This window comes from Alkalihalobacterium chitinilyticum, assembly GCF_029028005.1.
Classification (GTDB): domain Bacteria; phylum Bacillota; class Bacilli; order Bacillales; family Bacillaceae_F; genus Alkalihalobacterium; species Alkalihalobacterium chitinilyticum.
Window position 1 is genome coordinate 92734 of the sequence record NZ_JAOTPO010000008.1, and the last position, 23344, is coordinate 116077.

The 23344-nt window shown below is 35.5% G+C and carries 23 protein-coding genes and 1 pseudogene; 19 read left to right on the forward strand and 5 right to left on the reverse strand.

The features are described 5' to 3' along the window. Positions 1-1032: 1032 nt before the first annotated feature. The 3 genes from N7Z68_RS12755 (at position 1033) to N7Z68_RS12765 (ending at position 3164) form a co-directional block, all read left to right on the forward strand. A complete protein-coding gene (locus N7Z68_RS12755) occupies positions 1033-1197 on the forward strand; it encodes a hypothetical protein (RefSeq protein WP_275118856.1) in 165 nt (54 codons plus the stop codon). A gap of 31 nt (positions 1198-1228) precedes the next feature. After that, positions 1229-2665 carry an NADP-dependent isocitrate dehydrogenase gene (locus N7Z68_RS12760; RefSeq protein WP_275118857.1) on the forward strand — a complete coding sequence of 479 codons (1437 nt, stop codon included), beginning with the start codon at positions 1229-1231 and terminating at the stop codon, positions 2663-2665. A 124-nt stretch (positions 2666-2789) separates the two neighbouring features. After that, positions 2790-3164: a Na-translocating system protein MpsC family protein gene (locus tag N7Z68_RS12765; protein WP_275118858.1), complete on the forward strand. Its 375-nt coding sequence runs from the start codon at positions 2790-2792 to the stop codon at positions 3162-3164. A 243-nt stretch (positions 3165-3407) separates the two neighbouring features. Here the strand turns inward: N7Z68_RS12765 and N7Z68_RS12770 are convergent, their stop codons facing one another. Then, positions 3408-4028: an NAD(P)-dependent oxidoreductase gene (locus tag N7Z68_RS12770; protein ID WP_275118859.1), complete on the reverse strand. Its 621-nt coding sequence runs from the start codon at positions 4026-4028 to the stop codon at positions 3408-3410. 278 nt (positions 4029-4306) lie between these two features. On the opposite strand from N7Z68_RS12770, the gene N7Z68_RS12775 reads away from it, so the two are divergent. From N7Z68_RS12775 to N7Z68_RS12800, 6 genes are all read left to right on the forward strand, one after another. Continuing rightward, on the forward strand, positions 4307-5095 hold the full coding sequence (locus N7Z68_RS12775) for a PRC-barrel domain-containing protein (RefSeq protein ID WP_275118992.1): 789 nt from the start codon (positions 4307-4309) through the stop codon (positions 5093-5095). A gap of 219 nt (positions 5096-5314) precedes the next feature. Continuing rightward, positions 5315-5524 (forward strand): hypothetical protein, encoded by a 210-nt coding sequence (locus tag N7Z68_RS12780; RefSeq protein WP_275118860.1) that lies wholly within the window; start codon positions 5315-5317, stop codon positions 5522-5524. A gap of 286 nt (positions 5525-5810) precedes the next feature. Further along, positions 5811-6086 carry a hypothetical protein gene (locus tag N7Z68_RS12785; protein WP_275118861.1) on the forward strand — a complete coding sequence of 92 codons (276 nt, stop codon included), beginning with the start codon at positions 5811-5813 and terminating at the stop codon, positions 6084-6086. Between the two features lie 15 nt (positions 6087-6101). Further along, the gene (locus N7Z68_RS12790; RefSeq protein WP_275118862.1) at positions 6102-6731 is read left to right on the forward strand and encodes a metal-dependent hydrolase; all 630 of its coding nucleotides are present in this window, start codon (positions 6102-6104) and stop codon (positions 6729-6731) included. Between the two features lie 156 nt (positions 6732-6887). Next, the gene (locus tag N7Z68_RS12795) at positions 6888-7871 is read left to right on the forward strand and encodes a tRNA dihydrouridine synthase (RefSeq protein WP_275118993.1); all 984 of its coding nucleotides are present in this window, start codon (positions 6888-6890) and stop codon (positions 7869-7871) included. Between the two features lie 361 nt (positions 7872-8232). Beyond that, positions 8233-9135, forward strand: a complete 903-nt coding sequence (locus N7Z68_RS12800) for an oxidoreductase (RefSeq protein WP_275118863.1) — start codon at positions 8233-8235, stop codon at positions 9133-9135. Positions 9136-9313: 178 nt separating this feature from the next. Here the strand turns inward: N7Z68_RS12800 and N7Z68_RS12805 are convergent, their stop codons facing one another. After that, the gene (locus tag N7Z68_RS12805) at positions 9314-10750 is read right to left on the reverse strand and encodes a hypothetical protein (RefSeq protein ID WP_275118864.1); all 1437 of its coding nucleotides are present in this window, start codon (positions 10748-10750) and stop codon (positions 9314-9316) included. Positions 10751-10908: 158 nt separating this feature from the next. Here N7Z68_RS12805 and N7Z68_RS12810 point away from each other — a divergent pair. From N7Z68_RS12810 to N7Z68_RS12825, 4 genes and pseudogenes are all read left to right on the forward strand, one after another. Next, a pseudogene (locus N7Z68_RS12810) lies at positions 10909-11073 on the forward strand (GrpB family protein); the annotation flags it as partial. 239 nt (positions 11074-11312) lie between these two features. Beyond that, the gene (locus N7Z68_RS12815) at positions 11313-11621 is read left to right on the forward strand and encodes a hypothetical protein (protein WP_275118865.1); all 309 of its coding nucleotides are present in this window, start codon (positions 11313-11315) and stop codon (positions 11619-11621) included. A gap of 158 nt (positions 11622-11779) precedes the next feature. Then, a complete protein-coding gene (locus N7Z68_RS12820) occupies positions 11780-12262 on the forward strand; it encodes an immunoglobulin-like domain-containing protein (protein WP_275118866.1) in 483 nt (160 codons plus the stop codon). Positions 12263-12651: 389 nt separating this feature from the next. Then, positions 12652-14616 carry a serine hydrolase domain-containing protein gene (locus N7Z68_RS12825; protein WP_275118867.1) on the forward strand — a complete coding sequence of 655 codons (1965 nt, stop codon included), beginning with the start codon at positions 12652-12654 and terminating at the stop codon, positions 14614-14616. A gap of 283 nt (positions 14617-14899) precedes the next feature. Here N7Z68_RS12825 and N7Z68_RS12830 read toward each other — a convergent pair whose 3' ends face one another. Continuing rightward, positions 14900-15655 (reverse strand): CPBP family intramembrane glutamic endopeptidase, encoded by a 756-nt coding sequence (locus N7Z68_RS12830; RefSeq protein ID WP_275118868.1) that lies wholly within the window; start codon positions 15653-15655, stop codon positions 14900-14902. 292 nt (positions 15656-15947) lie between these two features. Here N7Z68_RS12830 and N7Z68_RS12835 point away from each other — a divergent pair, with 292 nt between their 5' ends. The 3 genes from N7Z68_RS12835 to N7Z68_RS12845 all read left to right on the forward strand — a co-directional run bounded on the left by N7Z68_RS12835 (position 15948) and on the right by N7Z68_RS12845 (position 17898). Beyond that, positions 15948-16670, forward strand: a complete 723-nt coding sequence (locus tag N7Z68_RS12835; RefSeq protein ID WP_275118869.1) for a DUF3270 family protein — start codon at positions 15948-15950, stop codon at positions 16668-16670. 305 nt (positions 16671-16975) lie between these two features. Further along, positions 16976-17191, forward strand: a complete 216-nt coding sequence (locus N7Z68_RS12840; protein ID WP_275118870.1) for a hypothetical protein — start codon at positions 16976-16978, stop codon at positions 17189-17191. 101 nt (positions 17192-17292) lie between these two features. Continuing rightward, positions 17293-17898: a YgaN family protein gene (locus N7Z68_RS12845; RefSeq protein ID WP_275118871.1), complete on the forward strand. Its 606-nt coding sequence runs from the start codon at positions 17293-17295 to the stop codon at positions 17896-17898. Positions 17899-18023: 125 nt separating this feature from the next. Here the strand turns inward: N7Z68_RS12845 and N7Z68_RS12850 are convergent, their stop codons facing one another. Beyond that, on the reverse strand, positions 18024-18605 hold the full coding sequence (locus N7Z68_RS12850) for a CBO0543 family protein (protein ID WP_275118872.1): 582 nt from the start codon (positions 18603-18605) through the stop codon (positions 18024-18026). 858 nt (positions 18606-19463) lie between these two features. On the opposite strand from N7Z68_RS12850, the gene N7Z68_RS12855 reads away from it, so the two are divergent. From N7Z68_RS12855 to N7Z68_RS12865, 3 genes are all read left to right on the forward strand, one after another. After that, complete coding sequence (locus tag N7Z68_RS12855) at positions 19464-19946, forward strand: DUF7878 domain-containing protein (protein ID WP_275118873.1); 483 nt, start codon at positions 19464-19466, stop codon at positions 19944-19946. Positions 19947-20224: 278 nt separating this feature from the next. Beyond that, entirely contained in the window at positions 20225-20716 is a 492-nt protein-coding gene (locus tag N7Z68_RS12860) for a DUF2716 domain-containing protein (RefSeq protein WP_275118874.1), read from the forward strand. 71 nt (positions 20717-20787) lie between these two features. Beyond that, positions 20788-21216: a stage III sporulation protein AH gene (locus N7Z68_RS12865; protein ID WP_275118875.1), complete on the forward strand. Its 429-nt coding sequence runs from the start codon at positions 20788-20790 to the stop codon at positions 21214-21216. 246 nt (positions 21217-21462) lie between these two features. Here N7Z68_RS12865 and N7Z68_RS12870 read toward each other — a convergent pair whose 3' ends face one another. Continuing rightward, on the reverse strand, positions 21463-23103 hold the full coding sequence (locus tag N7Z68_RS12870; protein WP_275118876.1) for a hypothetical protein: 1641 nt from the start codon (positions 23101-23103) through the stop codon (positions 21463-21465). Positions 23104-23344 lie beyond the last annotated feature (241 nt).

A 23344-nucleotide genomic window follows, 5' to 3' on the forward strand; every position in this document is an offset into this window, starting at 1 on the left:
GCTTGTTCATAGGACTATTCGTTTGTGTAACTGAGAGGCTCTTATGTTGATGGCAAACGCCTATTTATAGGCGTTTGGGTACTGAGAGGACCTTATTTTCTATAAAACAAGTAAAAACCATCACATTTTTACTAGATAAGGGCCTCTCAATGCCCTATTAGTGTGAAATCATTGATTTTGCCTCAAATAAGGGCTTCTCGAGTCCATATACTAATAGGAAGCTTACTATATTGCTCATTTAGGAAAAATGCTCGGTTTGAATGTGATTAGGACTCCAGAAGCAGATGAGACGCCTATGCTTATATGCTTATATGTTTAGCTAAACGAAAGAAGTACAAGAACCGTCCCTGTGCATCCGAAATTTTTTTAATTTTATCTATTGACAGAAATTATAAGATTGCATAATATTATATTAACAACTAAAATAACCTTCCATATTAAAGGGAGTTCTTCAAAAGCTTTCGGTAAAGCTCGTTGAAGGAAAACCGACAATTCTCAAACTCAATGGGTCATTCCATTGGTATTGAAATTGTCGGTTTTTTTTGTGGGAAATGGCTAAAGCGGTGGGTTTTCATACACATTAGCAGCGCTAGACGCTCCTCATTTTAATTAAATAATTAGGGAGATCTTTAAAACAGTCTATTGAGTTAAAGATAAACCGGCATGTCCAAAAAGAGTAACATTCTTTATTGGTGCATGCCTTTTTTATGGAGAAAGGGGATTGCTAGGTTGGCTGTGAAAGAACGTACTCGTTCTATAAGAGTTGCTAGAAAGGAAGCTTCGGTATACATAATTAAAGCTTAATGATGATATCTGACCATCGGAGTTAGCGCTCAGGAAACCCTGCCATTTGCTAGATGCGGTCTAATGATAAAAAACTCACAAATACATTAAAGAGCCACTATTTGAGAGATAAAAGAAGGATAAATACAGAAGAGTGGTTTCCATATTTTTCTAAGTTATTAGCATTGGTGTATACCATAGCAAACATGGTGTATGACAATAAAAATATTTGAAAGGAGGTGAAGTGCTTTGGATTGTCAGGTTTGTAATGGTCATGGAGATTTAACATCTAGCTTTTCTATGGATAAACATAGTCAGTTAAAACAGGAAGAACATTCGATGAGTATTAGTGGATCTGAGACAGAATATGTCGTATGTTTTCGTTGTGAAGGCAGAGGTTGTATCGAAGAATAAAAAATGATTTGGCATATGGGAGGATAATTTGATGAATAAAACACCAATAACAGTAGCGTATGGAGATGGAATTGGCCCTGAAATAATGCAAGCTACTTTAAACATATTAGAGGCAGCAGGCGCACAGCTTGATATTGAGGAAATCAAAATTGGTGAGGAAGTTTATAAAAGTGGTATTACAACAGGAATGGAGCCTAAGGCTTGGGATTCATTAAGAAGAACAAAGGTATTTTTAAAGGCACCGATTACAACACCTCAGGGTGGGGGGTACAAAAGTTTAAACGTAACGACTCGAAAGGCGTTAGGTTTATACGCAAATGTAAGACCTGCTAGATCGTATCATCCATTTGTAGAAACAAAACACCCTAAAATGGATGTTGTGATTATTCGTGAAAATGAAGAAGATTTGTATGCTGGAATAGAACATAGACAAACTAGTGAAGTTTATCAATGTTTAAAGCTTATTTCTCGTCCAGGTACTGAAAAAATTATCCGTTATGCCTTTGAATATGCACGAAGCCAAGGGCGTAAAAAGGTTACCTGCTTTGTTAAAGACAATATTATGAAATTAACGGATGGTCTTTATACAAAGATTTTTAATGAAGTAGGTGAGGAATATCCAGATCTTGAAAAGGAACATTGGATTGTCGATATTGGAGCTGCAAAATTAGCCGATACTCCAGAGCTATTTGATGTTATTGTTATGCCGAACCTCTATGGAGATATTCTATCCGACGTTGCCGCACAAATTTCAGGTTCAGTTGGGATCGCTGGATCTGCTAATATAGGTGACCAGTGTGCCATGTTTGAAGCTATTCATGGGTCGGCACCACGTCGAGCAGGACAAAACTTAGCGAATCCGTCGGGTCTTCTTCAAGGTGCTGTCCTCATGTTACAGCATATCGGTCAAGCTGAGATTGCAGAAAAAGTTCAAAATGCTTGGCTTAAGACGCTAGAGGATGGAATTCATACTTATGATATTTTTAAAGAAGGAATTAGTAAAGAAAAAGTGGGAACGAAGGAATTCGCAGAAGCTGTTATTGAAAGAATCGGACAGAAGCCACACACACTAACACCTATTTCTTACAAGGAAGCATTGCCATCTCAGATTAAACCAAAAGAGTTACCAGAGGAAAATAAAGAACTAGTTGGGGTAGATATTTTCCTTGAATGGAACCAAGGTGCACCAAATATTTTAGGTGATAAACTTGCACAATATCAGGTAGAAGGACTTAAGCTTCGCGTGATTACAAATAGAGGTGTAAAAGTTTATCCTGAAGGTTTCCCTGAAACATTTTGCACAGATCATTGGCGCTGCCGTTTCTTAGATGAGAACGATGAAACGATTTCTCCAAACCAAGTAGCTGAACTGTATTCAAAGTTAGTAGCTGAGGGCCTTAATTGTATAAAAACTGAAAACTTATATACATTTAATGGGGAGGCTGGCTATTCAGCGGTCCATGGATAATGTAAAACTAGTTTAAAGGTCTGGGTGAATGTTGTCTGCACTTTTTATATAAAATGTAGGAAAGTTTAGGTCATTAGAAAATGCATGTTTAGAACATTTTCTTTGTTCCGGAGGTGTATATGATATGAATTTAACAAAAGAATCTTTTGAGGTAGAGATCAGTAACTCCATCACAGAGTGGGAAATGAATTATCTAGGGTGTGAATCTGTATCTGTTCAAGTAGATATATTACGAGATATGATTATTGTGACCTTAGAAGGTGTTCTAACACCAGCTGAATATACCCTTTGTGATACAAAAGAGGGGATGTTATCGGTAAAGAAAATTCGTTCGAAATTAATTGAATCTGGTATAGATGATATTAAGGAGATTATATCAAAAATTACTGGAGAAAAAGTGAAGAGCTTTCACACGGATATCTGCTCTCATACAGGCGAACGAGTGATGGTATTTAAATTGTTAAATAATTTAGAGAAAAACAGTAATATTAGGAAATAATGGGCAATCACAGTTTCCAGTATATTTACTCCAACAATATGGACGACGGGGTTTATAGTCAGTATTTTTAAAGATGGGTTCTATTTTATTTAGAGCCCTCTTTTTTGTATTTTTATGTTACCATGACGAATATATATGGAAGTTTATTGAAAATTTAATCTTAACTAACAAGCAGTTTTTATAAAAAAGAGATGTTAATTTTTACACATCTCTTTACTTAGAATTCCTTGTGATTGAATATTATTAGTAGGCAATACCTACACGTGATTTTATATAATCGCTTGTTTTTATCTGTCTAAATGTAAATTCTGCTGTATCCGGTACAGATATTTCAACTCCATCGTTTGGCAAAAAATCCCGCTCTATACGATATTTGCCAATCCTTTCTCCATCCGGCAAGTAGGTAGGACAGACAATCGTCCACTCGAGGGTTGAATGTTTAAGCATATCGTAAACTTTATGATGTTCTTTCGCTGCACGGGTTGACTTACGCTTTGATTCACTTGACTGATAACGCAGTAAATTTGGGGTGGTTCTACTTTGCAGGATACCTGCAGTTCCTATAGTTATTATTCGTTTTATACCTTCTTTTTCCATTACTTCGATAATAAGTGGCATACTTTCTGGTAGAGTGGTGGTACCATCAGTATTTAGAGCGCTAATAACTATATCAATCCCATGCATTGCACGTAAGATATCATCTTTATTTAAAACATTACCTTGAAGAATAGTTAAATTTTGATTTTTTATTTGAATTTTCTCTGGAGTGCGAACTAATACAGTAACATGATGTCTGTCATGAAGGGCATGAGTAACTATTTGACTTCCAACTCGACCAGTTGCACCTAAAATTAGTAAATTCATAAGAATGAGCCTCCTTTTGCACATACTAATAGTTTACTATAAAAGTGATTTGAAGAAGTAATTTGAGGATTTTTTATCTACCATTAATTGGATGAGATATTATTCCACTTAAATAGTACCCTACGAGGACCTCATGTATCATAAAAAGTGGGTACAGGAGGTTTCTATTGTTATAGAATTTAGGCATAAACGATCTTATAATTTTACAAAAATAAACATGTTTATTTATAAGAAAAATGTGAAAAGGATATATAAGTCTAGTAAATAGGAGGGATATTATTTTACATTTTGCTTCTGTCTTAAAGCAATATAATGTAAAAGCAACTGATGGTGAATTAGGGAAGGTAAAAGATCTTTACATGGATGATGAGAATTGGATTGTTCGTTATTTAATTGTGGACACATTAAAGTGGTTACCTGGTAAAAAGGTGTTGGTTTCTCCGCTTGGAATGGACAACATTGATGAGCTGAATCGCCAAGTCGAAATTAAAGAAACGAAAGAAATGATTAAGGATAGTCCGAAAGTGAATGAGATAGAGCCGGTATCGAAAAAGCACGAAAAAATGATTAGTGATTATTTTGAATGGCCTTATTATTGGGCAGACCAAGGACTTTGGGGTTCTTTTCAAACTCCACGAGGGTTCGTAAATGCTTACGATAGTGGTCAGATAAAAAATCCATTAGATAGAGAACTAGAAAAAGAATCTCATTTAAGAAGTTTGAACGAAATACAAGGTGAGTTTACAGGTTACAAGATACAAGCAATAGACGGCGAAGTTGGACGTCTTTCAGACTTGGTTATTGATGATGATAGCTGGTTTGTTCGTTATATTCTGGTAGAAACAAGTACCATATTACCAGGAAGGTTAGTATTAATACCACCAGAGTTAATTCAAAGCGTTGATTGGTATTCAAAAACAGTTTCCGTTCATCTAACAAATGACCAAATTAAAAATGCACCTCCATATGAACCAGGAATGCCGTTTACTCGTGAATATGAAGAACATTTATATAGAAGCTATGGAAAAGAAGCCTATTGGAAGGAAAGACAATCCACTCATTATTAGGGCTTAATAAACTTCAACGTTGTGCAATGAATTAACAGTAAGGGAAGCCTTTAAGAACAAGGTTTCCCTTACTAGTATGTGTTCAAATTAACGTTCTGTTTAATTGTGTGCTAGCTCATGTTATAATGAGAAACTTAGGATAATAATAACTTTTGCTCATAATTAAACGGATGCTAAGATAAGCCTCCGCCTTGAGATAAAATAGAGAGGTGTAAGAGAATGAATAAACGATGGACAATCGGTAAAATTAAAGAATTTGTTGAGAAGAATTCGGAAAGTAAGTTGTTATCGACGGAATATTTGGGTTTTTCTCAAAAGTTACTGTTTAAATGTGCATGTGGTAGCCATTTTGAAAAAACATTTACTAAATTTAAAAATAATAATCAACGTAAATGTGACGTATGCCAACCACCCAAAGCTTCACGCTAAACGTATACCGAAAAGACGAAGTGCTAGTTTCTATTTAAATAGAAGTTGGCGCTATTTTTTTATAGAGTAAGCTAAGGGCGAGTGAAGCTCAATCTGGAATTATTTTGAAGTCGTTTTCTCTGGATATTAACGGAAGCTTATATTGAAGACCGGTAAATTTATTTAATAAATGTAGTAGAATGAGTGTTCTATTTATTTATATACTGGTATAATTCACACATAGACGAATGTATGATCGTATCATATGTTATGATTAAGCAAATGACAAAAGAGAGGACTGTTTATATTGATATCTCTCATGTGTGGAACATGTGCCATAGAGGAAGAACGATCCGTCGAGGAAAGAAAGGAATTGTCCAAAAGATTAAGGCCGAATAAAGTGCATCAATGTCCAAGTTGCAGCTTCTATTTTGGCATGTTTAACTATCAACCTCGCAGAGTTAAAGAAGTAGATCGTTTATTGGACCTTGAAGTAGAAGAAGAGCAGGTTGTAGAAGAAGAAAATGAAGTGATTGAAGAAAAGAAGCCAAAAATGATTGAGGAACAAATTAGTTTGTTTTAATGGAAGGGACGTTCAATGAAAGGATCAACTCATTTAGTAGTCGGTGTGGCACTAGGGGGAGCCTTTGCATACATCGGCAAATATGAACTGGTTGAGACGATAGGAATTGTCACAACTTGTGCAATTGCATCCATTATTCCTGATATGGATACGAACAGTAAGATTACAAGAAAACTAACGATCCCAGTTACGCTGGTCTACGCATTTTTAGGGATTGTTGGATTAATGATTACCGGATATGGCTATTGGCTATTGGAAGGAACAGAAAAAATAGTAGGAATGATCATTGGGTGTAGTTTAATCGTCTTACCACAACTGATTATTAAGCCTAAATCCATGCTCATACTCACGGGTTCATGTACATTAGTAGTTGGTATCTTACTGTCTCACCTTTGGATTATCGGCCTCGCGATCTATATGATTATATCCGCCTTTGCTCCTCACCGCGGCATCACTCACAGCATCTGGGGATTTGCCTTTTTTGGCTGGATTTTATCTGAATTTCAAGCGTTTGTGGGAATGGATATGTTGATGGCAGCAGGGTTAATCGGATATGCCTCCCATTTAATTTGTGATATGAAATGGCTCCCTTTCAACCGCAAAGGGATTAAGCTTTTTCAACCGTTTATTAAATTAGAGTTTTGAATCCACAATTGATATTGTTGAACATGTTCACAGGCACCCAAGAGTTTGATAAAAGGTGCTTTAGCATGGTATAAGTGTAAAAGAAGCACGGACATTTTTTATCTTGGGGAAGAGGTTTGGCCTCATATCCCATAATGAAAGGATTGGAATTTGAAGATGAAAGATAATTTTTGGCGTGATTTACCACGACCTTTTTTTATACTGGCACCAATGGAAGAAGTAACGGATGTTGTTTTTCGCCATGTAGTAAGCGCGGCGGCCAGACCTGATGTGTTTTTTACCGAGTTTGCAAACAGTGAGAGTTATTGTCACCCCGAGGGAAACAAAAGTGTACGCGGGCGTTTGACTTTTACAGAGGATGAACAACCGATTGTAGCCCATATATGGGGAGATAAACCTGAACACTTTCGGCAAATGAGTATTGGTATGGCGGAACTTGGGTTTAGGGGTGTGGATATCAATATGGGCTGTCCTGTACCTAATGTGGCACGGCATGGGAAGGGAAGTGGCCTTATTCGTCGTCCGGAAGTTGCAGCCGAGTTAATACAAGCAGCAAAAGCCGGGGGATTGCCCGTTAGCGTTAAGACAAGGCTTGGTTACACGGATGTCGACGAATGGCGCGAATGGCTGACACACATATTGAAACAAGATATTGCTAATCTTTCCATTCATCTGCGCACCAGAGATGAAATGAGTAAAGTAGATGCTCACTGGGAGCTGATCCCGGAGATCAAGAAACTTCGAGACCAAGTGGCACCTGATACGCTATTGACGATCAATGGCGATATTCTAGATCGTCAAACTGGGTTGAAGCTCGCCAACCAATATGGTGTGGATGGGGTGATGATCGGCCGCGGTATTTTCAATAATCCGTTTGCCTTTGAAAAAGAGCCGAGAGATCATAGTAGTGAGGAATTACTCGATCTTTTACGATTGCATATGGATCTCCATGATAAATACTCTGGATTAGAGCTACGTCCGTTTAAGGCTCTTCATCGCTTTTTTAAGATATATGTCAAAGGATTTCGAGGGGCAAGTGGATTAAGAAATGAACTAATGAACACGGAGTCAACAGATGAAGTGCGTGAATTGCTCGATAGTTTTGTATCAAAGAATTTCGATGAAATCGGGGAACAGTAGTAGTACTGTCTCCATTCAAGGTAAAAGCGAAGAGAGTTAATCATGATAAAAAAATCGTGCATGGTCGAAACGTGCACGATTTAATAACAAATGATAATTGAATATAATTTTTGGACAGATGACAGACACCAGAATCTAAGGTTTAAATCCATTCTTGTGTAGTTATGTAACAGAGATAAAGAGAGTTCCATCTGATTATATTCATGAGCCGTGGTTATTTCCCACTTACAATAGTGGATTAAATTTTAGACAGAGAGAAACTCCACATTTCCGTGGGGTATGAACAAAACCCCTCTATGGAAGTTTCACTTAATAAAAATCCAAGAATATTATTCCTCTTAAACAATAAGGAGTGTCCCATATGTCTAATAAAATAGTAATCATTACAGGTGCAAATAGTGGTTTAGGTTTTGAAACAGCGAAATATTTTGTAAGTACAAAAGATACAGTCATTATGGCCGTAAGAACGATAAATAAAGGTGAACAAGCAAAGAAAAAATTGCTTCAAATGTATCCGGATGGTCAAATTGAGGTCATGAAGCTAGATTTAGCAAGCTTATCCAGTGTACATGCGTTTGCAGATGAATTTTCAAAGAAATATGAAAGAGTAGATCTATTGATCAATAATGCTGGCGTCATGCTTCCTCCATATACAAAAACAGAAGATGGTTTTGAGCTTCAATTTGGTAGTAATCATTTAGGTCATTTTGCATTAACAGGACTGCTGCTGCCATTACTCGAGAATGGAGAGTGTTCTCGTGTGGTAACACTAAGCTCGATAGCACATCGAAGTGGCGTAATAGATTTTGAGAATTTGGATGGTTCTAAAGGATATAAAGGGATGAAATTCTATAGTCAAAGTAAGCTAGCCAACTTATTGTTTGCTAAGGAGCTAGATGATCGTTTGAAAGAGAATGGGTATAAAACGATTAGTGTCGCAGCACATCCTGGCGTATCATCGACCAATCTCTTTAAAATAGGAAAAGAAACTACACCCTGGTATATCAAACCCCTCATGAAAATAATTGCTCAGTCTGCTGAACAAGGTGCCTTACCTACAATCATGGCAGCAACTGATGAGAAACTAGTGGGCGGAGAATACATCGGTCCCGACGGTCGAGGTAATCGTACCGGGAAACCGACAATCGAAGTACCTAAACCAACCGTCTATAACAAAGAAACGATGAAGAGGTTATGGGATGTGTCAGAGGAGCTAACATCCGTTCGTTATGACTTAAAATACAAAGTAATATCTTTATCATAATATAGCCAGTAACCCCCATCTTCAACGAGTGGAACGAGTAAGTGGGGGATGAATGGCTCTTTTTTGTTTTTTCTATGGTAATAATATGAAACTTAGAAAGATGTTGCGAATGTATGTTCATTAAAAAGTAAAGTTTAGTAACAAAGAGTGTTGGCATGGTTTGTGCCAACACTCTTTGCTATATCTGTTCAAAAAACATAGTGTCTACATATTTACCGAATGGATAATAGTTTCCCATGTCTTGAGGTGTAACTATTTCGTTCGTAGGTACATCCGCCGCTGTGTGATGCAGAAAGTTTTCGGATATTTGATTATTTCTGTAAAAAAGGAAAAGAGGAACTAAAGGAAGTTGGCTAGCGTCAATCCATGTAAATCCATTTTCGGGGGTGACGGATGATGGACGTGAGGCTCCAAAACTTATAACAAGATTTACATAACCACTCTTATCAATAATTGTCTGATAATCTGAGATTGTATAGAGTCCCGCAAGACCAATTGGTGTTATAAAACTCATACTCCAATATTGCATATCTTCATCGCCTACGATTCCGAAATTACGATACGTATCCGGGAAAGTAGGAGCTTTCCAGCGAATAAACAACAACTTATCGGGGTCCCTGTCAATTAGATTGGAAAGGGTATAGACCGTATTGCCTTCAGGTTGAAGAAATCTTGGTGCGAATCGCTTCCAAGTTAAATCGTAACCCTGTCTAAAATCCATCTTTATGTTGTTTCTTTTATTACTATTGGCGAAATAATTTAAATTAATAAAGTCATCAAAATCCATTTGATTCTGTTGATTGTTGTTCTGCTGGTTTGTATTTTGCAACTCTGCAGAATAAAGACTACTACTTTCAAAGTTACAATGGGTTCGGTGTCCTTTATCTTTTTCTGAACTATAAGTGATAAAGGGAAGATCGACACCTCCTGTTTTATCATAGCCTATACTCGGAACGTAAATTCTTAATACAATCATCCCAAATCTATTTGGTTCCCCATTTTTAAAAGTTCCCGCGTAAATCACATTATTACCCGCTCCAGGAACAAAATGATTAGATCCTTCTGGAGGAGCAGTAAAGCGGATTCTCAAGGTATAGTTACGGTTTGTTGCATCCCAATTTGCACCAGGCATAAAGGGGTTCGTACTTCCTGGATCAGGAATTAACTCACGTCCCACTACTGAATCAACTAAACGATGAGATGGAATACTAGCTATATTAAAGGTGAAATATCTTGCATAGGGATATCGCCCTCTGATCACAATTTCCGTTTTGGGATCAACCTCATACGGAAAAGTATAATAGCTGGCGTTGTGGTCCCCTAGGAAAAAATAACTATTGCTTGGTTGATAAATCCAATTTTGATGAGGACCCGGAATTGGACCATTAGGAGAGGTTTGGTAAGGTTGACTTGGCGCTAATGGTGGGCTTGGAACAATATTTCGGTTAAACTGAGTTGGAACATCAGGATAGACTTGGTAAGTAGGATTCTGTGATACAGGTGAGTTTGGACCAATATTATAATAAGGTTGGGATGTATAAGAAGGAGTAAAGTAATAATGTTGTGGTTGTGTAATAAAATTAGGACCAGTTTGTTTAAAATATAAACTTCTCACAATAACGTTCACACCTCTCTTATTATTCTTTTATTAATGTATGCTCCCATTTAAAACCTGTGTAAAATGACTATGTTTTTCAATCTTTTGCTAACCAGTTTAATTGAATAACAACGACACTTAAGTTATTCCAATGAGAAAATTAAAGGAGGAATAAGATGTTAGGCTTACCAAAAGGAGAGGTCTTCTTAGTTGCTTGGACAAAAGAGTGGAACAAAGAATTTTTACTAGAGAAAGAAAAAATACAAGATACAATAGGTCAATACATAATGGATATACATCACATTGGAAGTACGTCAATAAATCATTTAAGTGCAAAACCTAAACATAAATACGCGGAAGAGAAAACTACTTTTGTTAAATCAATATTAGAAAAGGTTTAAAAGCTATCTTTACTAAGCAAAGCGGAAGCGGTAGCTTATTAAAGGCTATCGCTGCAATAGATACAGTTCGTTTTTTTATGCCCATCGATTGGAAAATGATGTTAAACTAAAGAGCAGGTTAGTGCAACAAGGGATGATATAATTAACATTAATAAACAAAGGGAAGTAGGTCATTTTTAATGAAAGTCATTACTTTGTGTGGGTCTACGAAGTTTAAAGAACAATTTGAGAAAGCAAATGCTTATCTTACATTGCAAGGGAACATTGTTATTAGTCTTGGCTTTTTTGAACAAAGTGAAGGCATTGAAATCACACAGGAACAAGCAGAGTTATTTGAGAAAATACATTATGAAAAAATTAATATGTCTGATGAAATATTTGTTATTGATGTAAATGGCTACATTGGAAATAGTACGCGAAAAGAAATTGATTATGCAAAACAACATGGTAAATCAATAGGTTTTTATTCTCAAAGTGAAATCAAATAATGAAATTCTTATAAAGCTAACGGGTTGCGTTAGTTGAATTAGAGCTGTAAAAGATGCAGCTCTTTTTTTATGCCTACAAAATGGAAAATGATGTTAAAATAAAGGCTGGGTGTTTGATGAAATTTCAGTTAATATATTGGTGTTAAGGGGGGAATTTTATGAAGAGCTATTTTTGTTGGCTATTCTGTGTGGTATTGAGTTTAATGCTTTTAGCAGGATGCGGAAGTTCTAGTGATAGTCCTAAAGGAACTGAATGGGAACCTACCATATATGAAACTGTCAACAACCTTGATGGAGTTACGATGATTGTAGAGGATGGAACGGTCTCGTCTACGGGATTGACTGTAATAGTTGAGAATAACTCTGACAAGCAATGTATCTATGGTGAATATTTTTTGTTGGAAAAGAAAATCGAAGGTAGATGGTATCAAGTCCCTGTCGCCCTAGATGGTGAATACGGATTTAATGATATTGGCTATGACTTGGATTCTTCAGATGTTAGGGAATGGGCAGTTGATTGGGATTGGCTCTATGGAAGTGTAGATCCTGGTGATTACCGTATAGTGAAAGATATCCTCGATTTTAGAAAAGCAGGAGACTATGATAAGTACTATTTGACAGCGGAGTTTACAATTAATTAGCAAAATAATAAGAGGATGTTACGAAGACTGTGAAATATTGTACTTAAAATAAGCTATTTGATTGTGATTTATTTAGCATATGGTCGGTTAGAGATGATTTGGAGTTGTCATGGCAGCTCCTTTTTTTGTTTTCTAAATTGTATTATTTAAGGACATGAAATACCTGTTTTAAACAAAACTTTCTATAATTTGCCATCATTTTTTGAGTATATTGTTAACTATTTTAGAATGATATGTAAACTGCAAAAGTTACTGTTAATCTATATTTACACTATAACACAACTGGATTTAAAAGCTTTAAGGTAACTAAACAGATGAAGAAATTAGATACGCGGGGACCGAACATGTAAATGGGAACAAGGACGGCCCATTCAAAAGGGAGTGGAAAAATGGGGAGATTAAGAAGATTGTTGTGTTGTTTTTTGATTGTAAGTTTTTTATTACATCCTAGTATGAATATGAAACTTGCAGCAGCGTCAGCGGTAAAATTAGATACGACAGATGTCGAGGAGTTTTTAGATACGGTCATCGCTCGGCAGATGGAAGAGTTTCATATTCCAAATATGACAGTTTCAGTTGTATCTGGGGGAGAAGTCATTTTCGCAAAAGGATATGGGTATGCGGATAATGAAACTAAAATGCCTGTAGATCCTGAAAAAACTCTTTTTCGCATTGGATCCACATCTAAGCTGTTTACGTGGACAGCTGTTATGCAACTAGTTGAAGAAGGGAAACTTGATTTGGATACGGATATTAACGAGTACCTGGATTTTGAAATTCCTAATACGCTTGAATACCACCGTGGGGATTCTCAAACGGCGCCCATTACAATTAGACATCTCATGAGTCATACACCAGGTTTTGAAGATTATATGACAGACGTTTTTTCAATATCTGATGATAGTTTGATGCCTCTTAGCCAATATGTTCGTGAACACAGGCCTAAAAGGGTTTTTGCGCCGGGTGAGGTGACGGCTTACTCGAATTATGGAACGAATTTAGCAGGCTATATTGTCGAGTTTGTGTCAGGAGTTCCTTTTGCACAATATATTGAGGAAAATATTTATAACCAACTCGAGATGGAAAATAGTACGTTCAGTCAGCCGCTACCGACTCGATTAGCTGATCAAGTGTCTATTCCCTCCCGCTATGTAAATGGCGAGTTTTTACGAGCTGAAGTTGAATTTTTTTCTGAGCCGGCAGGAAGTATGTATAGTAGTGCAATAGATATGGCAAAGTTTATGTTGGCCTATCTTCAAGGTGGGCATTATGAAGGTGAAATTATTTTAAAAGAAGATACGATTCAGAAAATGTTTTCTGAGGTTGATACTCAGCAACCACGTCTAAAAGGCATGGCTCATGGCTTTATTAAAGCAAGTTTTAATGGAAAGGATATATTCCATCATCCAGGAGGAACCATGCTTTATGATACAGCTTTTTATTTAATGCCTGAAGAGGAAGTGGGTTTCTTTATCTCCCATAGTGGCGGTAATTATCTTGTGAACGTAAGTATTTTTGAAGCATTTATGGACCGCTATTTTCCTTCAGAAGAAGCAGCTGTACCAGCGCCCGAACCGACTTTAAATATGGAACAGAGATCTAAACAATATGTCGGGGAGTATTACCAAAATAGGCGCTCATTTACGACTGATGATGCGATTTTGAGCTTAATGATTGGAGTAATACGAGTTAATGTCGATGATGAAGGGTATTTGTTAGTAAATCATTTAGGGGAAACAAATCGATTCGTAGAAATAGAGCCTGGCGTTTACTATAATGTGAGCGAAGAGCGAAGCAGTGATTATGGTGGTGATTTCAGTACAATTGTATTTGGTACCGATTCACACGGCAAAACGATGCTTATGACTGATGGGCCGATGAGTTACTCAAAAGCAGCCTGGTACGAGTCAAGTGGGTTCACTTTTCTGATGCTTATTTCATCGTTACTATTCATCATTGCTAGTCTTCTATATTGGGGGATTACGGCTCTTGTTCGTAAAATACGCGGAAAACATGTTGTAGAAGTTACCAAAGGTTCAAGATGGGCTAAGAGGGTGGCTGTTATTCAAGGTTTACTTACCTTTACGTTCCTAGTTACCTTTCTTGCGAATGGTCAACCTGACCCTGTGTACGGTTTTCCGAAATCGGCATTTACCGATCCTTCTCCATTTAGTGCATTTTTAGACATCATCGTGTCCTATGGGATCGTTTTAGTTACAGGAGCTGTACTAGCGTTTTCTGTCGTTTCATGGGTGAAAGGGTACTGGAAGCTTGCTGGAAGAGTTCATTATATGATATTTGCAATTTTTTCGGCAGTTTTATCGTGGATATTTTATTTTTGGAATGTTCTTTAATAAATAGTAAAATTCACAGCTTAGTAAGGTTGGGTAGTTAATAGCCAAGAAATGTGAGAAAGCGAGAATAAAAGGTATAACACGATTTTTATCTTTTTCGGAAATCACATTCTGCACTGAAGACGATTTATATAGAAAAATAAAGACACAACGAGAAGTCAATATCCTTCGTTGTGTCTTTTGCTATGTAAAATTTACTACAGTCAAAAGATATCCTAATGATTATTGAAGATTTGTGAATAATGAAAAGGATCACTTCACTGTGTGAAATGATCCTTTTTTATCAACCTAGCAAAATAGCGATAAAACCAATGGTCGAAACGGCATTACATAGACAGTGCACGACGATCGCTATGTAAATATTTTTCTTTTTCCAAGCAATATAGAAAGCAGGATAAAAGGCAATAATTCTAAACAAATTATTAAATGGAAGCCATAAATGATACAAAGAAAACAATACAGTTACGATCAATGGTGTATAATTCCCGAATCTACTCATTTTTGACGAAAGATAGCCTCGAAAAAATAACTCTTCGACGATCGGACCAATAAAGACATTTAGGATGAAAATAATTACACAAGTTAACAGCAGAATGTTTCTTGAATAGTATTGCGAATAATCGATGTTCACCCAGTCAAAATACGGTGGTAATATGTTGAACAGTTGCTCTGAAATGGGTGAAAATAGCCAAACTTCCATTGGGGCAATAGTGATGCTCATTAAACCAGCGAACCCCCAAAGGAAAAGAGAGTATATGACAATTTTCCACCAACTTAATTTTTCGTAACGGGAGAATGCACTTTTCAATGAATAACTTCCATACTCTTTCTTACTTGCCCGCAAGACCACAAAAAGCTGGATTGGAAAAAGTATGATCAGGGCTATTAGAAGAAATAGTAAAATCGTTGGTATCGTATCACCAAGTACATGACCAACGAATAGATAAACTAGTGTTAATAGTAAAGTTGGTAGAAATATAAGCAGAAGTACTTTGCGCATACTTAATTGATCACAAACGTTCTTATTTCCTGTCTTCATCTATTCAATTCTCCTTGGTGACATGATTGTCTTCTCAGTTTACCGAATAATCACCTGATACAATTCCCATCCCACTTGCTGTACTGATACATCAGTTTTTATTAATGTTAAATTTAGGATATATCAATAAAAGCAAATAAAGATAAAAGAAGTGTGACAATGTAGTGAAATAAGGAAATATAAATTTTTTAGTTTAGCTTATGATGAAAATTAACGTGAAAAATAGATAGTAGTTTTGTTTAGCGGTGAAAGGGGATAGGAAAGATAAAAGAAATTTTAAGGAGCGAGAGTAATGTCCATCGACATTATCATTATTGTGGTTTTCTTCATTACCATTCATTTATTAGCAAATAAAATCATTCCTTCTGAACATTTTAAACGTTTACGGTGGATGTCGTTTTCAGGTGGACTAGCAGTTTCATATGTATTCGTATATGTGTTACCTTCTTTACATCGAGAACAACAAAAACTTAAAGATTACTCTAGTACACTAGCAATGGAATCGGAATTATATGTTATTGGTCTATTGGGGTTACTGTTGTTCTATTCCCTTGAGAAATCTTTATCCTATGCACAACTCAAAGGTTCTGCAGAAAAAAATACCGTTTTTTGGCTCCAAGTTGGTTTTTACACTTTATACAATATGCTTATTTCTTATACTGTCGTCGCATCGAACGTAGAAGGTATTCAAGCCGCATTTTATGGGGCTGCAATTGGTCTGCACTATATCGCCGTTGCTAATGACTTATCGCTGGAAAACCCAGATCAATATAATAAAGTTGGAAAATTCGTACTCGCTTTTGGGATATTAACTGGATGGGGACTTGCCATTTGGGTAACGGTATCATCGGTAGTGCAAGCGTTTATTTATGCCTTCATTTCAGGTGCAATGATCTTAAACGTCTTAAAAAACGAGTTACCAAAGGAGCGCAATGCTCACTTTCTATCATTTTCCATGGCTATCGTTTCTTACACATCAATTACATTAACACTTAAATACTTTTTTGAGTGGTGATAAGAAAAGATGAAAGTCAGTGTTACTAAGTTTTTAAAAGTTGGAAGAAGAATTGTACCCTTATAATTAATGGAGAAATACAGAAAGGCCGTCAAATCCAACTTAAAAAACGTAACTGAACACCTTAATTAGAGAATTATAAAAAACTAAGAACAATATTAAGTTATTATTTGTTATTATTGTTATGAAGTTCCATAATTATGAATTAATTCACATAAGCTCACGGAGCAGTTTGGCACAAGAGGAACTGGCGAAAATATCCATATATTGAATCTTAGTATAGTTAGGAAATTGGAGGTAAAATGATGAACTTTTTTGATTGGAAAATAGAAATGGTAGAAAGTCTAAAACCGTATATAGATATTGAAAATAAACGAATGGCTATTCTAACAACTGAAGATGATGAAATACATATGGCTTTAGAATTTGATGAAACCAATAATTTAGTTATGCACCCAAGATGGAATATAAACATTACTATCTTAGGTGATAAACATTTAAAATTCACTACAAATTCATAAAGATATACTTCTAATAACGGAGAGCGAAAGTTTATTAAGGGTTATCGCTTTCCTTGTTGAAGTAACGAAGCAGGTTTATTCAAAAAGATAGGATGGGGGTAATGAAAAAACTGGTTAATATTACCATAGTAACAATGTTAGCATTTACTTTAAGTGCCTGTGGGAACAACGTAGAATCAAATACAATTGTTAATGCGGAGTTAACAGACAGGGAGAAAGGGATACTTTTAATTACTTCGGACCAATCATTTGTATTCGACTTCAATATTGATAGTGAATATACAGAGGCATCAGTATGGATTGAAAAATATGAATTTGGTAAATTGGTCGATGAACAAACAGGACCTCTTATATCTAAAATCACGAATAATGGTTCCATTATTTTTACAATCACTGAGTCAGAAGCCTTGGATAATCAACAATTGTTTAATATAGGGATTAGCAGTGATGGTGGAGCAGCCTCTTTAAAAACCTTTGATACCATTTCAATTAAAGGTACGGATGGTATGTCAAGCGTATGGGGAAGTATCAATGAAGAAATGGATATCATTAACGAAAATCTGGTTTTAGCGAGTATACGTTATTCGTGGGGTGAAGGTAGTATGGGCTCACTCTCATCTGAGTTTTATAAAGATGTTGAGGGTCAAATTAACGAGATTGAAAACTTTGAAGTTGTTTATCTACTCCGAAGTAAATTTACGAAATAAAAGGTGGTATTTCACTAACGGAGAGCGTGTCTCTAACAGGAACGCATTTCCATGTCAATGAAAAGGAAATTAATGTTAAACTAACGAAGCAGAATAGTGAAAAAGCACCCTTATAAGTAAGATGCTTAACCATAGTTTCTTTCAATATGTTTAGCTTTAATTATTACCCACCTTAGCATAAGCCCACCTAAAATATAAATAGGGAAGGAATATATATATTTCCAGTGATAAACTTCGTATATCCCTAACCATACAGTCAGTGGTTCAAACACGAAGGAAAAAATAAAAGAAGCGAATGATACAGAAACTAGGAAGGATTTCCAATTTTTAAAATATTGATAAATAATCATATAAATAATAGGTAGATGAACTTTGTGAATTTCGATTATTGGTGGTATTATTGGGATTACTCTATCTGGATAAGACCACCAAACTAATGTGATACCAATTGTGTCTAAGATAAATGTAGTTGTGCCAACTAAAAGACCGAAAAAGGCAATTTCAATAATTCTTTTCTTATCTAAAATGATTAACCATATTATGATAAAAACAATTGTAGAGGTCAAAAGAAGCCACCAATTAAACGAAAATAAAGTTTCAGTTAACCAGTATTCAATTAGAATATCTCTTGTCTTTTGACGCAATTTAATTAGTTCATCCCAAATTGGATTTATTGATAAAGCATATAATTGTGTTAAATATTCCAATGGAACACTCCCTTCTAGGTCTATTTACTTATGTAATTTATAATTAACAAATCCTTAGTTATATATTCTTCAACTAACGGAAGCTTTAGTGGAAGAAGAAATAGTAGATAGATAAAAACATTAGGAGTGATACAGATGAGTAAGAAAGCATTTCATATATATAACCTTATTATTTTGCTTTTTTGTACGCCCTAATAAGGTTTAGAGAATTTCTTGGTTCCTCATTATGGTAATATTTTTATTTTTACTGATGTATTTAATATAGCTTTTGCACTAAGGAGTGTACTAAATTGAAGGAATTTCAAAAAGATAATAAATGGAAGTACGTTTTTAAAATGGCATTCATATCGACAATTGTATTAGGATTATGTAATTCATTCATTTATACATTCTTTAAAGAAGAGTGGACTCTAAGTATTGAACCAGCAAAGCTTATAGTCGGATTTCTGGCGGGAACAATCACTTTCATAATAATCAATTTTCCTCTTGGGATAATAATAGGGTTAATGCTATGGAAAACTAATAAAAAGAGACCAGAGTTTGAGTGAATGTTTATCTATTTGACTGTTATTAACCGTTCTTCAGTTAAAGGGTACGATAGGCTCGTATGCCTGATAGAACCTTAGCTTCAGCCTTTTTAGTAAAATCATGCCTAGGCTCCATGTCAAGTCCTTAACGCTGGTCTTCGGTTACATGGACATAAAGATAAGGGGTGCTTCCTATTAACCTTTTTGGTTGATGCTATATACGGATAATGGAGAATGAAATAAATAATTATTCGAACCAAATAAATGTTCAATTAACGAAAGTAATACAATGGCTATCGCTTGTTTTCATACTATGAGGTGGGTGATCTGTATGAATAGGTTGTCTAAAATAGATTTTAAATATGAGTTTATCAGTAATAAAGGAGTTATCTCTAATAAACTTAGAAAAGATGTACCCTCTATTTTAGCTGTGGAGGCTTTAGTTGTAATAAGAATTAACAATGAGATATATTTCCAAGCAGAACTAGCTATTCTAGAGTTTTATAAATCTCTTTTTAAATGGAAGGAAAAAGTTACAAAAGACCATATAGCAGAGTTTCATTATTATACGATTGAATATGATGATTATGAAGACGGGGCTCTTTTATCGATGTTGCCGCTTTCTGATAAGAAGGCAAGGTTTACATCCATATGGGCAGAATCGGACATCCATAATGTTTTTGATTTGGATTATATTGTTACTATGTTATGTGAGTTGGAGAGAAACTTACGAGAAGATATTGAGCTTTACTTTAATATCAACCTAGAAGGTTTTATTAAGCATATCCCGTTTACTATAAAAATCGGGGAATGAGAGGTACCCAAAGAAATTTGTAATAAAATGTACTTAAACAAACGGGGAGCGATAGTAAAATTACGGGCTGTACTAGATGCAGCTTTTTTTATGCCCATGTATTGGAAAATGATGTTAAACTAAAGAAGCAGGTTCATTTTGGCTGTTATAAGACTATTTTTCACTAACGAAGCAATAGCTTAACAACGACTGCCACTTGTTGTGTCATCGAAGAAGTTAAGTGCAACAAGGACTGTGATTATATTTACTACTAATAGATAAATAAGGTGGTTATTTTAATGGAAAATTGGCTTGTATTAACGAAGTCAGAAAGAGATAAAGTATGGAATAAAGTATATGATGACTTGAAGTTTAAACCAAGCATAACCTATTTTCCATCTTTTCAGGTACCGTCCCCATATATCACTTTCGATATTTCCCATTACTTTCGACAATCTGAAGATATGAATGCTTACGATGATTTGGAAGAAAAAGCATTACTTGTTTTTCAACAAAATACATTAAAAGATGAATCTATTTATGCTCTGAATTGGCAACATGAATGTTATTGGGTAAATCCCCATTTAGAATTAAAAAAAGATGAATTCAATGAATGGAAAGTACCAATTTTCCCTAATGGAGATTATTATTTCTTTATCCATAAAAATTTTAGATGGGGATATTTAGGGCACCCTTGGGAAAAAACAGTAACTGTTTTTGGGAAAGAAGTGGTAACGGCTTTTAAAAAACATCAACCAATAATGTTTCAGAGAATATTGCGTCAGGGATAAAATGTAATCAATTAAAGGATAACTACTTTAATTAAAAGCGGAGTAATGCTTGTAATGGAGAGAATTTAATAATGCTAATGATAACGGAAAATGTAAAGGGTAAACGCTATAAACAATTAGTAGACATTTTATCGAAAAATTGTAATCGTTTTGCATTTGTTGAGAACAGACAAATGATGGAGATTGAGGAAGAGCGTCTTGCGTATATTGATATTTTAATAGCGGATATCGCTGGACATCTAATTGAGAGAAAAATTCAACGAGAGTGGGAAACAACAAAACTTAGTGAAGATACAGCATATGTTTTTTATTTTAATTTAAACAATGCTACTAGGCTATTTTTAAAAGAACATAGCAATTCTGTTTTCGATTGGATTGGCCCTGAATTACCTGAAGATTTAATGTTTTATCATAATGATAAATGTTTATTTGCTTCATGTTCACATGAAAGATTTTTTATGGTTAATGAAACTATATGGGATAGTTTCTTATTGAAATAACGGTAAGCGATACTAAAATTACAGGCTGCAACTGATGCACAGCTTTTTTATGCCAATAGAACTGAAATGAGGGTTAAATCAAGAAGAAGATTAGTTAAAATTTCTTCTCATCATGAAAATGATTGCTTTTACGAAGAAATGCAAACTCATTTTTCATCATAGTGTAATGAAAGAGTCATTTTGTGTAGGCTCAGAGGAAAACAGCACTAGATTTTAGTGCTGTTCTACAAGAAGAATAACCTGTTTCTAATATTGGATGTCTATTTTATCCATATAATTGTTTCTCTTTTTTGTAAATAAGATTGCACGCCCCCAGATAAAGTCAAAAGGAGCTGAAGCCACTTTGGTTTTTTGATTGACATAACTTCTTATGACTACAAAAGCATCTTGATTGTTGTCAATACCATATGCAGATCCTAAAGGGTTGCTAGTACTATAAGGAATAATAATTTCATTGCCTTCTGTGGTACTTCTTGCCATTTTGGCTACATAATAGAACTTATCATTTTTAAACCATTCAGGAAAATATTCATCGGCAGGATACTGAAATTCATTTGTAAACGCGGTTCCTGCAACGCCATTCCAGAGTTCATCTCCGTATAAACCAAGGTTGAGATATGTTGCAAATCCCGTTTGAGTGTTGTTGACACCATATATAATCACAAAATCATCATCGGTAGCTAATTGAAAGGTTTCCGTTTTAACATAGATTGTATCTCTGTTATCAAGCCAAACATTGACATCCTGTAATATCCCCTCATAGGCATCAGGTATAGCGAGATTAAAATCCAAATCCACAATATCATATTCCGGATGTCCGTACTTACTAATAATTTGATTTCTCAGGTAATCCAGTGTCTCTCTTGCTTTTGGGACAATTTGAAATTCAGTCGTACCTGTCTCTCTTATTTTAAGTGATGGTATAGGCCAAGGTTTTGTAGTAGGATAGGGGATTTTGGGGGTAATACGCAACACCGTAAAATACTCATCAAGATTGGAAATGTAATCCCAGCCAATATCCGGATTTTGAAAAATGGCAGCTCTCGTGAGAAACTGAAAGTGATCTTTGCCCCTTTCTAGTCCCATTCTGACTAGGTCCATAGGGATAATATCATCGTTCATGATACCAGTGTTAAAGCCTGATGCAACAAGAGCATTACGCATTTGCTCATTAATTTCTTGGTCTGCAGTGGTAATGATAATTGTAGAACTGTCAAAGGGATTTCCGGGGCTTCCATAAGGTGTATTATCAGTCCAGATAAAGTTGTTACTTATTTGATCCCCCAGGCTGGCACCGATAAAGTGATAAAAACCAATACGTTGATCCCCTGTTGTAACTGTATCACTGTAGTCCTTTTTAGGTTTATTCTCAACAAATCCCAGATAACTTCTAAAACTAAAGTAAACTGACGGTGGAGGTGTCTTTCCAATTAAAACAATTGCCTCGTCAGGACGCAGCTTATAGTACACCCCCGTCATTGCATAATCAATATTGGGTGGGTAATTATTTGTGTCGTCAGGATTATAGCCACTTGGTGGTCGCTGCCCAGGTGATGGTTCCTGATTTGGTGCAGGGGGAAGGAGATAGGTTGCATAGGGTGCTCCTACAATATTCCCGAAAGCCGAGTCAACTTTACCTTCACTGGCCAGCTTTAATATATCAATATATCTTAAGTTTCCTTTCTGTACAATAAAACCTCGTTCTTCTAAGTTTGAGATAAAATTACTTATGCCGTCTTGTTCATTAAAGTAAGGGTTATAGATTGGTGTGTTGCCCAAGTGAGGAGAGGGGTATGGTTTGTAAGTAGTATTATGCATATTATGTGGGTGATACATGGTTGGGGTAATGCTATAAGGATAGTAGCAGGGATTATACATATTATACATTCGGCTCATTCCTTTCATAAGACTTTATAATATAAAGTAAGTTATGGTTAGGAAGGGTAATTTAAAGCTATTGTATTATAAGGATGTGGAATGAAAGGGAATTTTGAGATGAAATAAATGCTTGGATTTAACACTAAAACTGATACGAAACTTTAAAATTAGCGGCTTATACTTTCCTACCATACTCTTTTGAGTCTTAACAATAGTTTAATATTATGTTAATCCCACCTCATTCGTTTTT

Bases quoted from the DNA above. Each gene is read 5' to 3' on its own strand.
- N7Z68_RS12835 (WP_275118869.1), top strand. From the start codon at position 15,948: ATGTCCATCGACATTATCATTATTGTGGTTTTCTTCATTACCATTCAT.
- N7Z68_RS12820 (WP_275118866.1), top strand. From the start codon at position 11,780: ATGAAGAGCTATTTTTGTTGGCTATTCTGTGTGGTATTGAGTTTAATG.
- N7Z68_RS12865 (WP_275118875.1), top strand. From the start codon at position 20,788: ATGCTAATGATAACGGAAAATGTAAAGGGTAAACGCTATAAACAATTA.
- N7Z68_RS12870 (WP_275118876.1), bottom strand. From the start codon at position 23,103: ATGTATAATATGTATAATCCCTGCTACTATCCTTATAGCATTACCCCA.
- N7Z68_RS12795 (WP_275118993.1), top strand. From the start codon at position 6,888: ATGAAAGATAATTTTTGGCGTGATTTACCACGACCTTTTTTTATACTG.
- N7Z68_RS12760 (WP_275118857.1), top strand. From the start codon at position 1,229: ATGAATAAAACACCAATAACAGTAGCGTATGGAGATGGAATTGGCCCT.
- N7Z68_RS12780 (WP_275118860.1), top strand. From the start codon at position 5,315: ATGAATAAACGATGGACAATCGGTAAAATTAAAGAATTTGTTGAGAAG.
- N7Z68_RS12825 (WP_275118867.1), top strand. From the start codon at position 12,652: ATGGGGAGATTAAGAAGATTGTTGTGTTGTTTTTTGATTGTAAGTTTT.
- N7Z68_RS12830 (WP_275118868.1), bottom strand. From the start codon at position 15,655: ATGAAGACAGGAAATAAGAACGTTTGTGATCAATTAAGTATGCGCAAA.
- N7Z68_RS12800 (WP_275118863.1), top strand. From the start codon at position 8,233: ATGTCTAATAAAATAGTAATCATTACAGGTGCAAATAGTGGTTTAGGT.
- N7Z68_RS12815 (WP_275118865.1), top strand. From the start codon at position 11,313: ATGAAAGTCATTACTTTGTGTGGGTCTACGAAGTTTAAAGAACAATTT.
- N7Z68_RS12765 (WP_275118858.1), top strand. From the start codon at position 2,790: ATGAATTTAACAAAAGAATCTTTTGAGGTAGAGATCAGTAACTCCATC.
- N7Z68_RS12855 (WP_275118873.1), top strand. From the start codon at position 19,464: ATGAATAGGTTGTCTAAAATAGATTTTAAATATGAGTTTATCAGTAAT.
- N7Z68_RS12770 (WP_275118859.1), bottom strand. From the start codon at position 4,028: ATGAATTTACTAATTTTAGGTGCAACTGGTCGAGTTGGAAGTCAAATA.
- N7Z68_RS12840 (WP_275118870.1), top strand. From the start codon at position 16,976: ATGAACTTTTTTGATTGGAAAATAGAAATGGTAGAAAGTCTAAAACCG.
- N7Z68_RS12845 (WP_275118871.1), top strand. From the start codon at position 17,293: ATGAAAAAACTGGTTAATATTACCATAGTAACAATGTTAGCATTTACT.
- N7Z68_RS12790 (WP_275118862.1), top strand. From the start codon at position 6,102: ATGAAAGGATCAACTCATTTAGTAGTCGGTGTGGCACTAGGGGGAGCC.
- N7Z68_RS12860 (WP_275118874.1), top strand. From the start codon at position 20,225: ATGGAAAATTGGCTTGTATTAACGAAGTCAGAAAGAGATAAAGTATGG.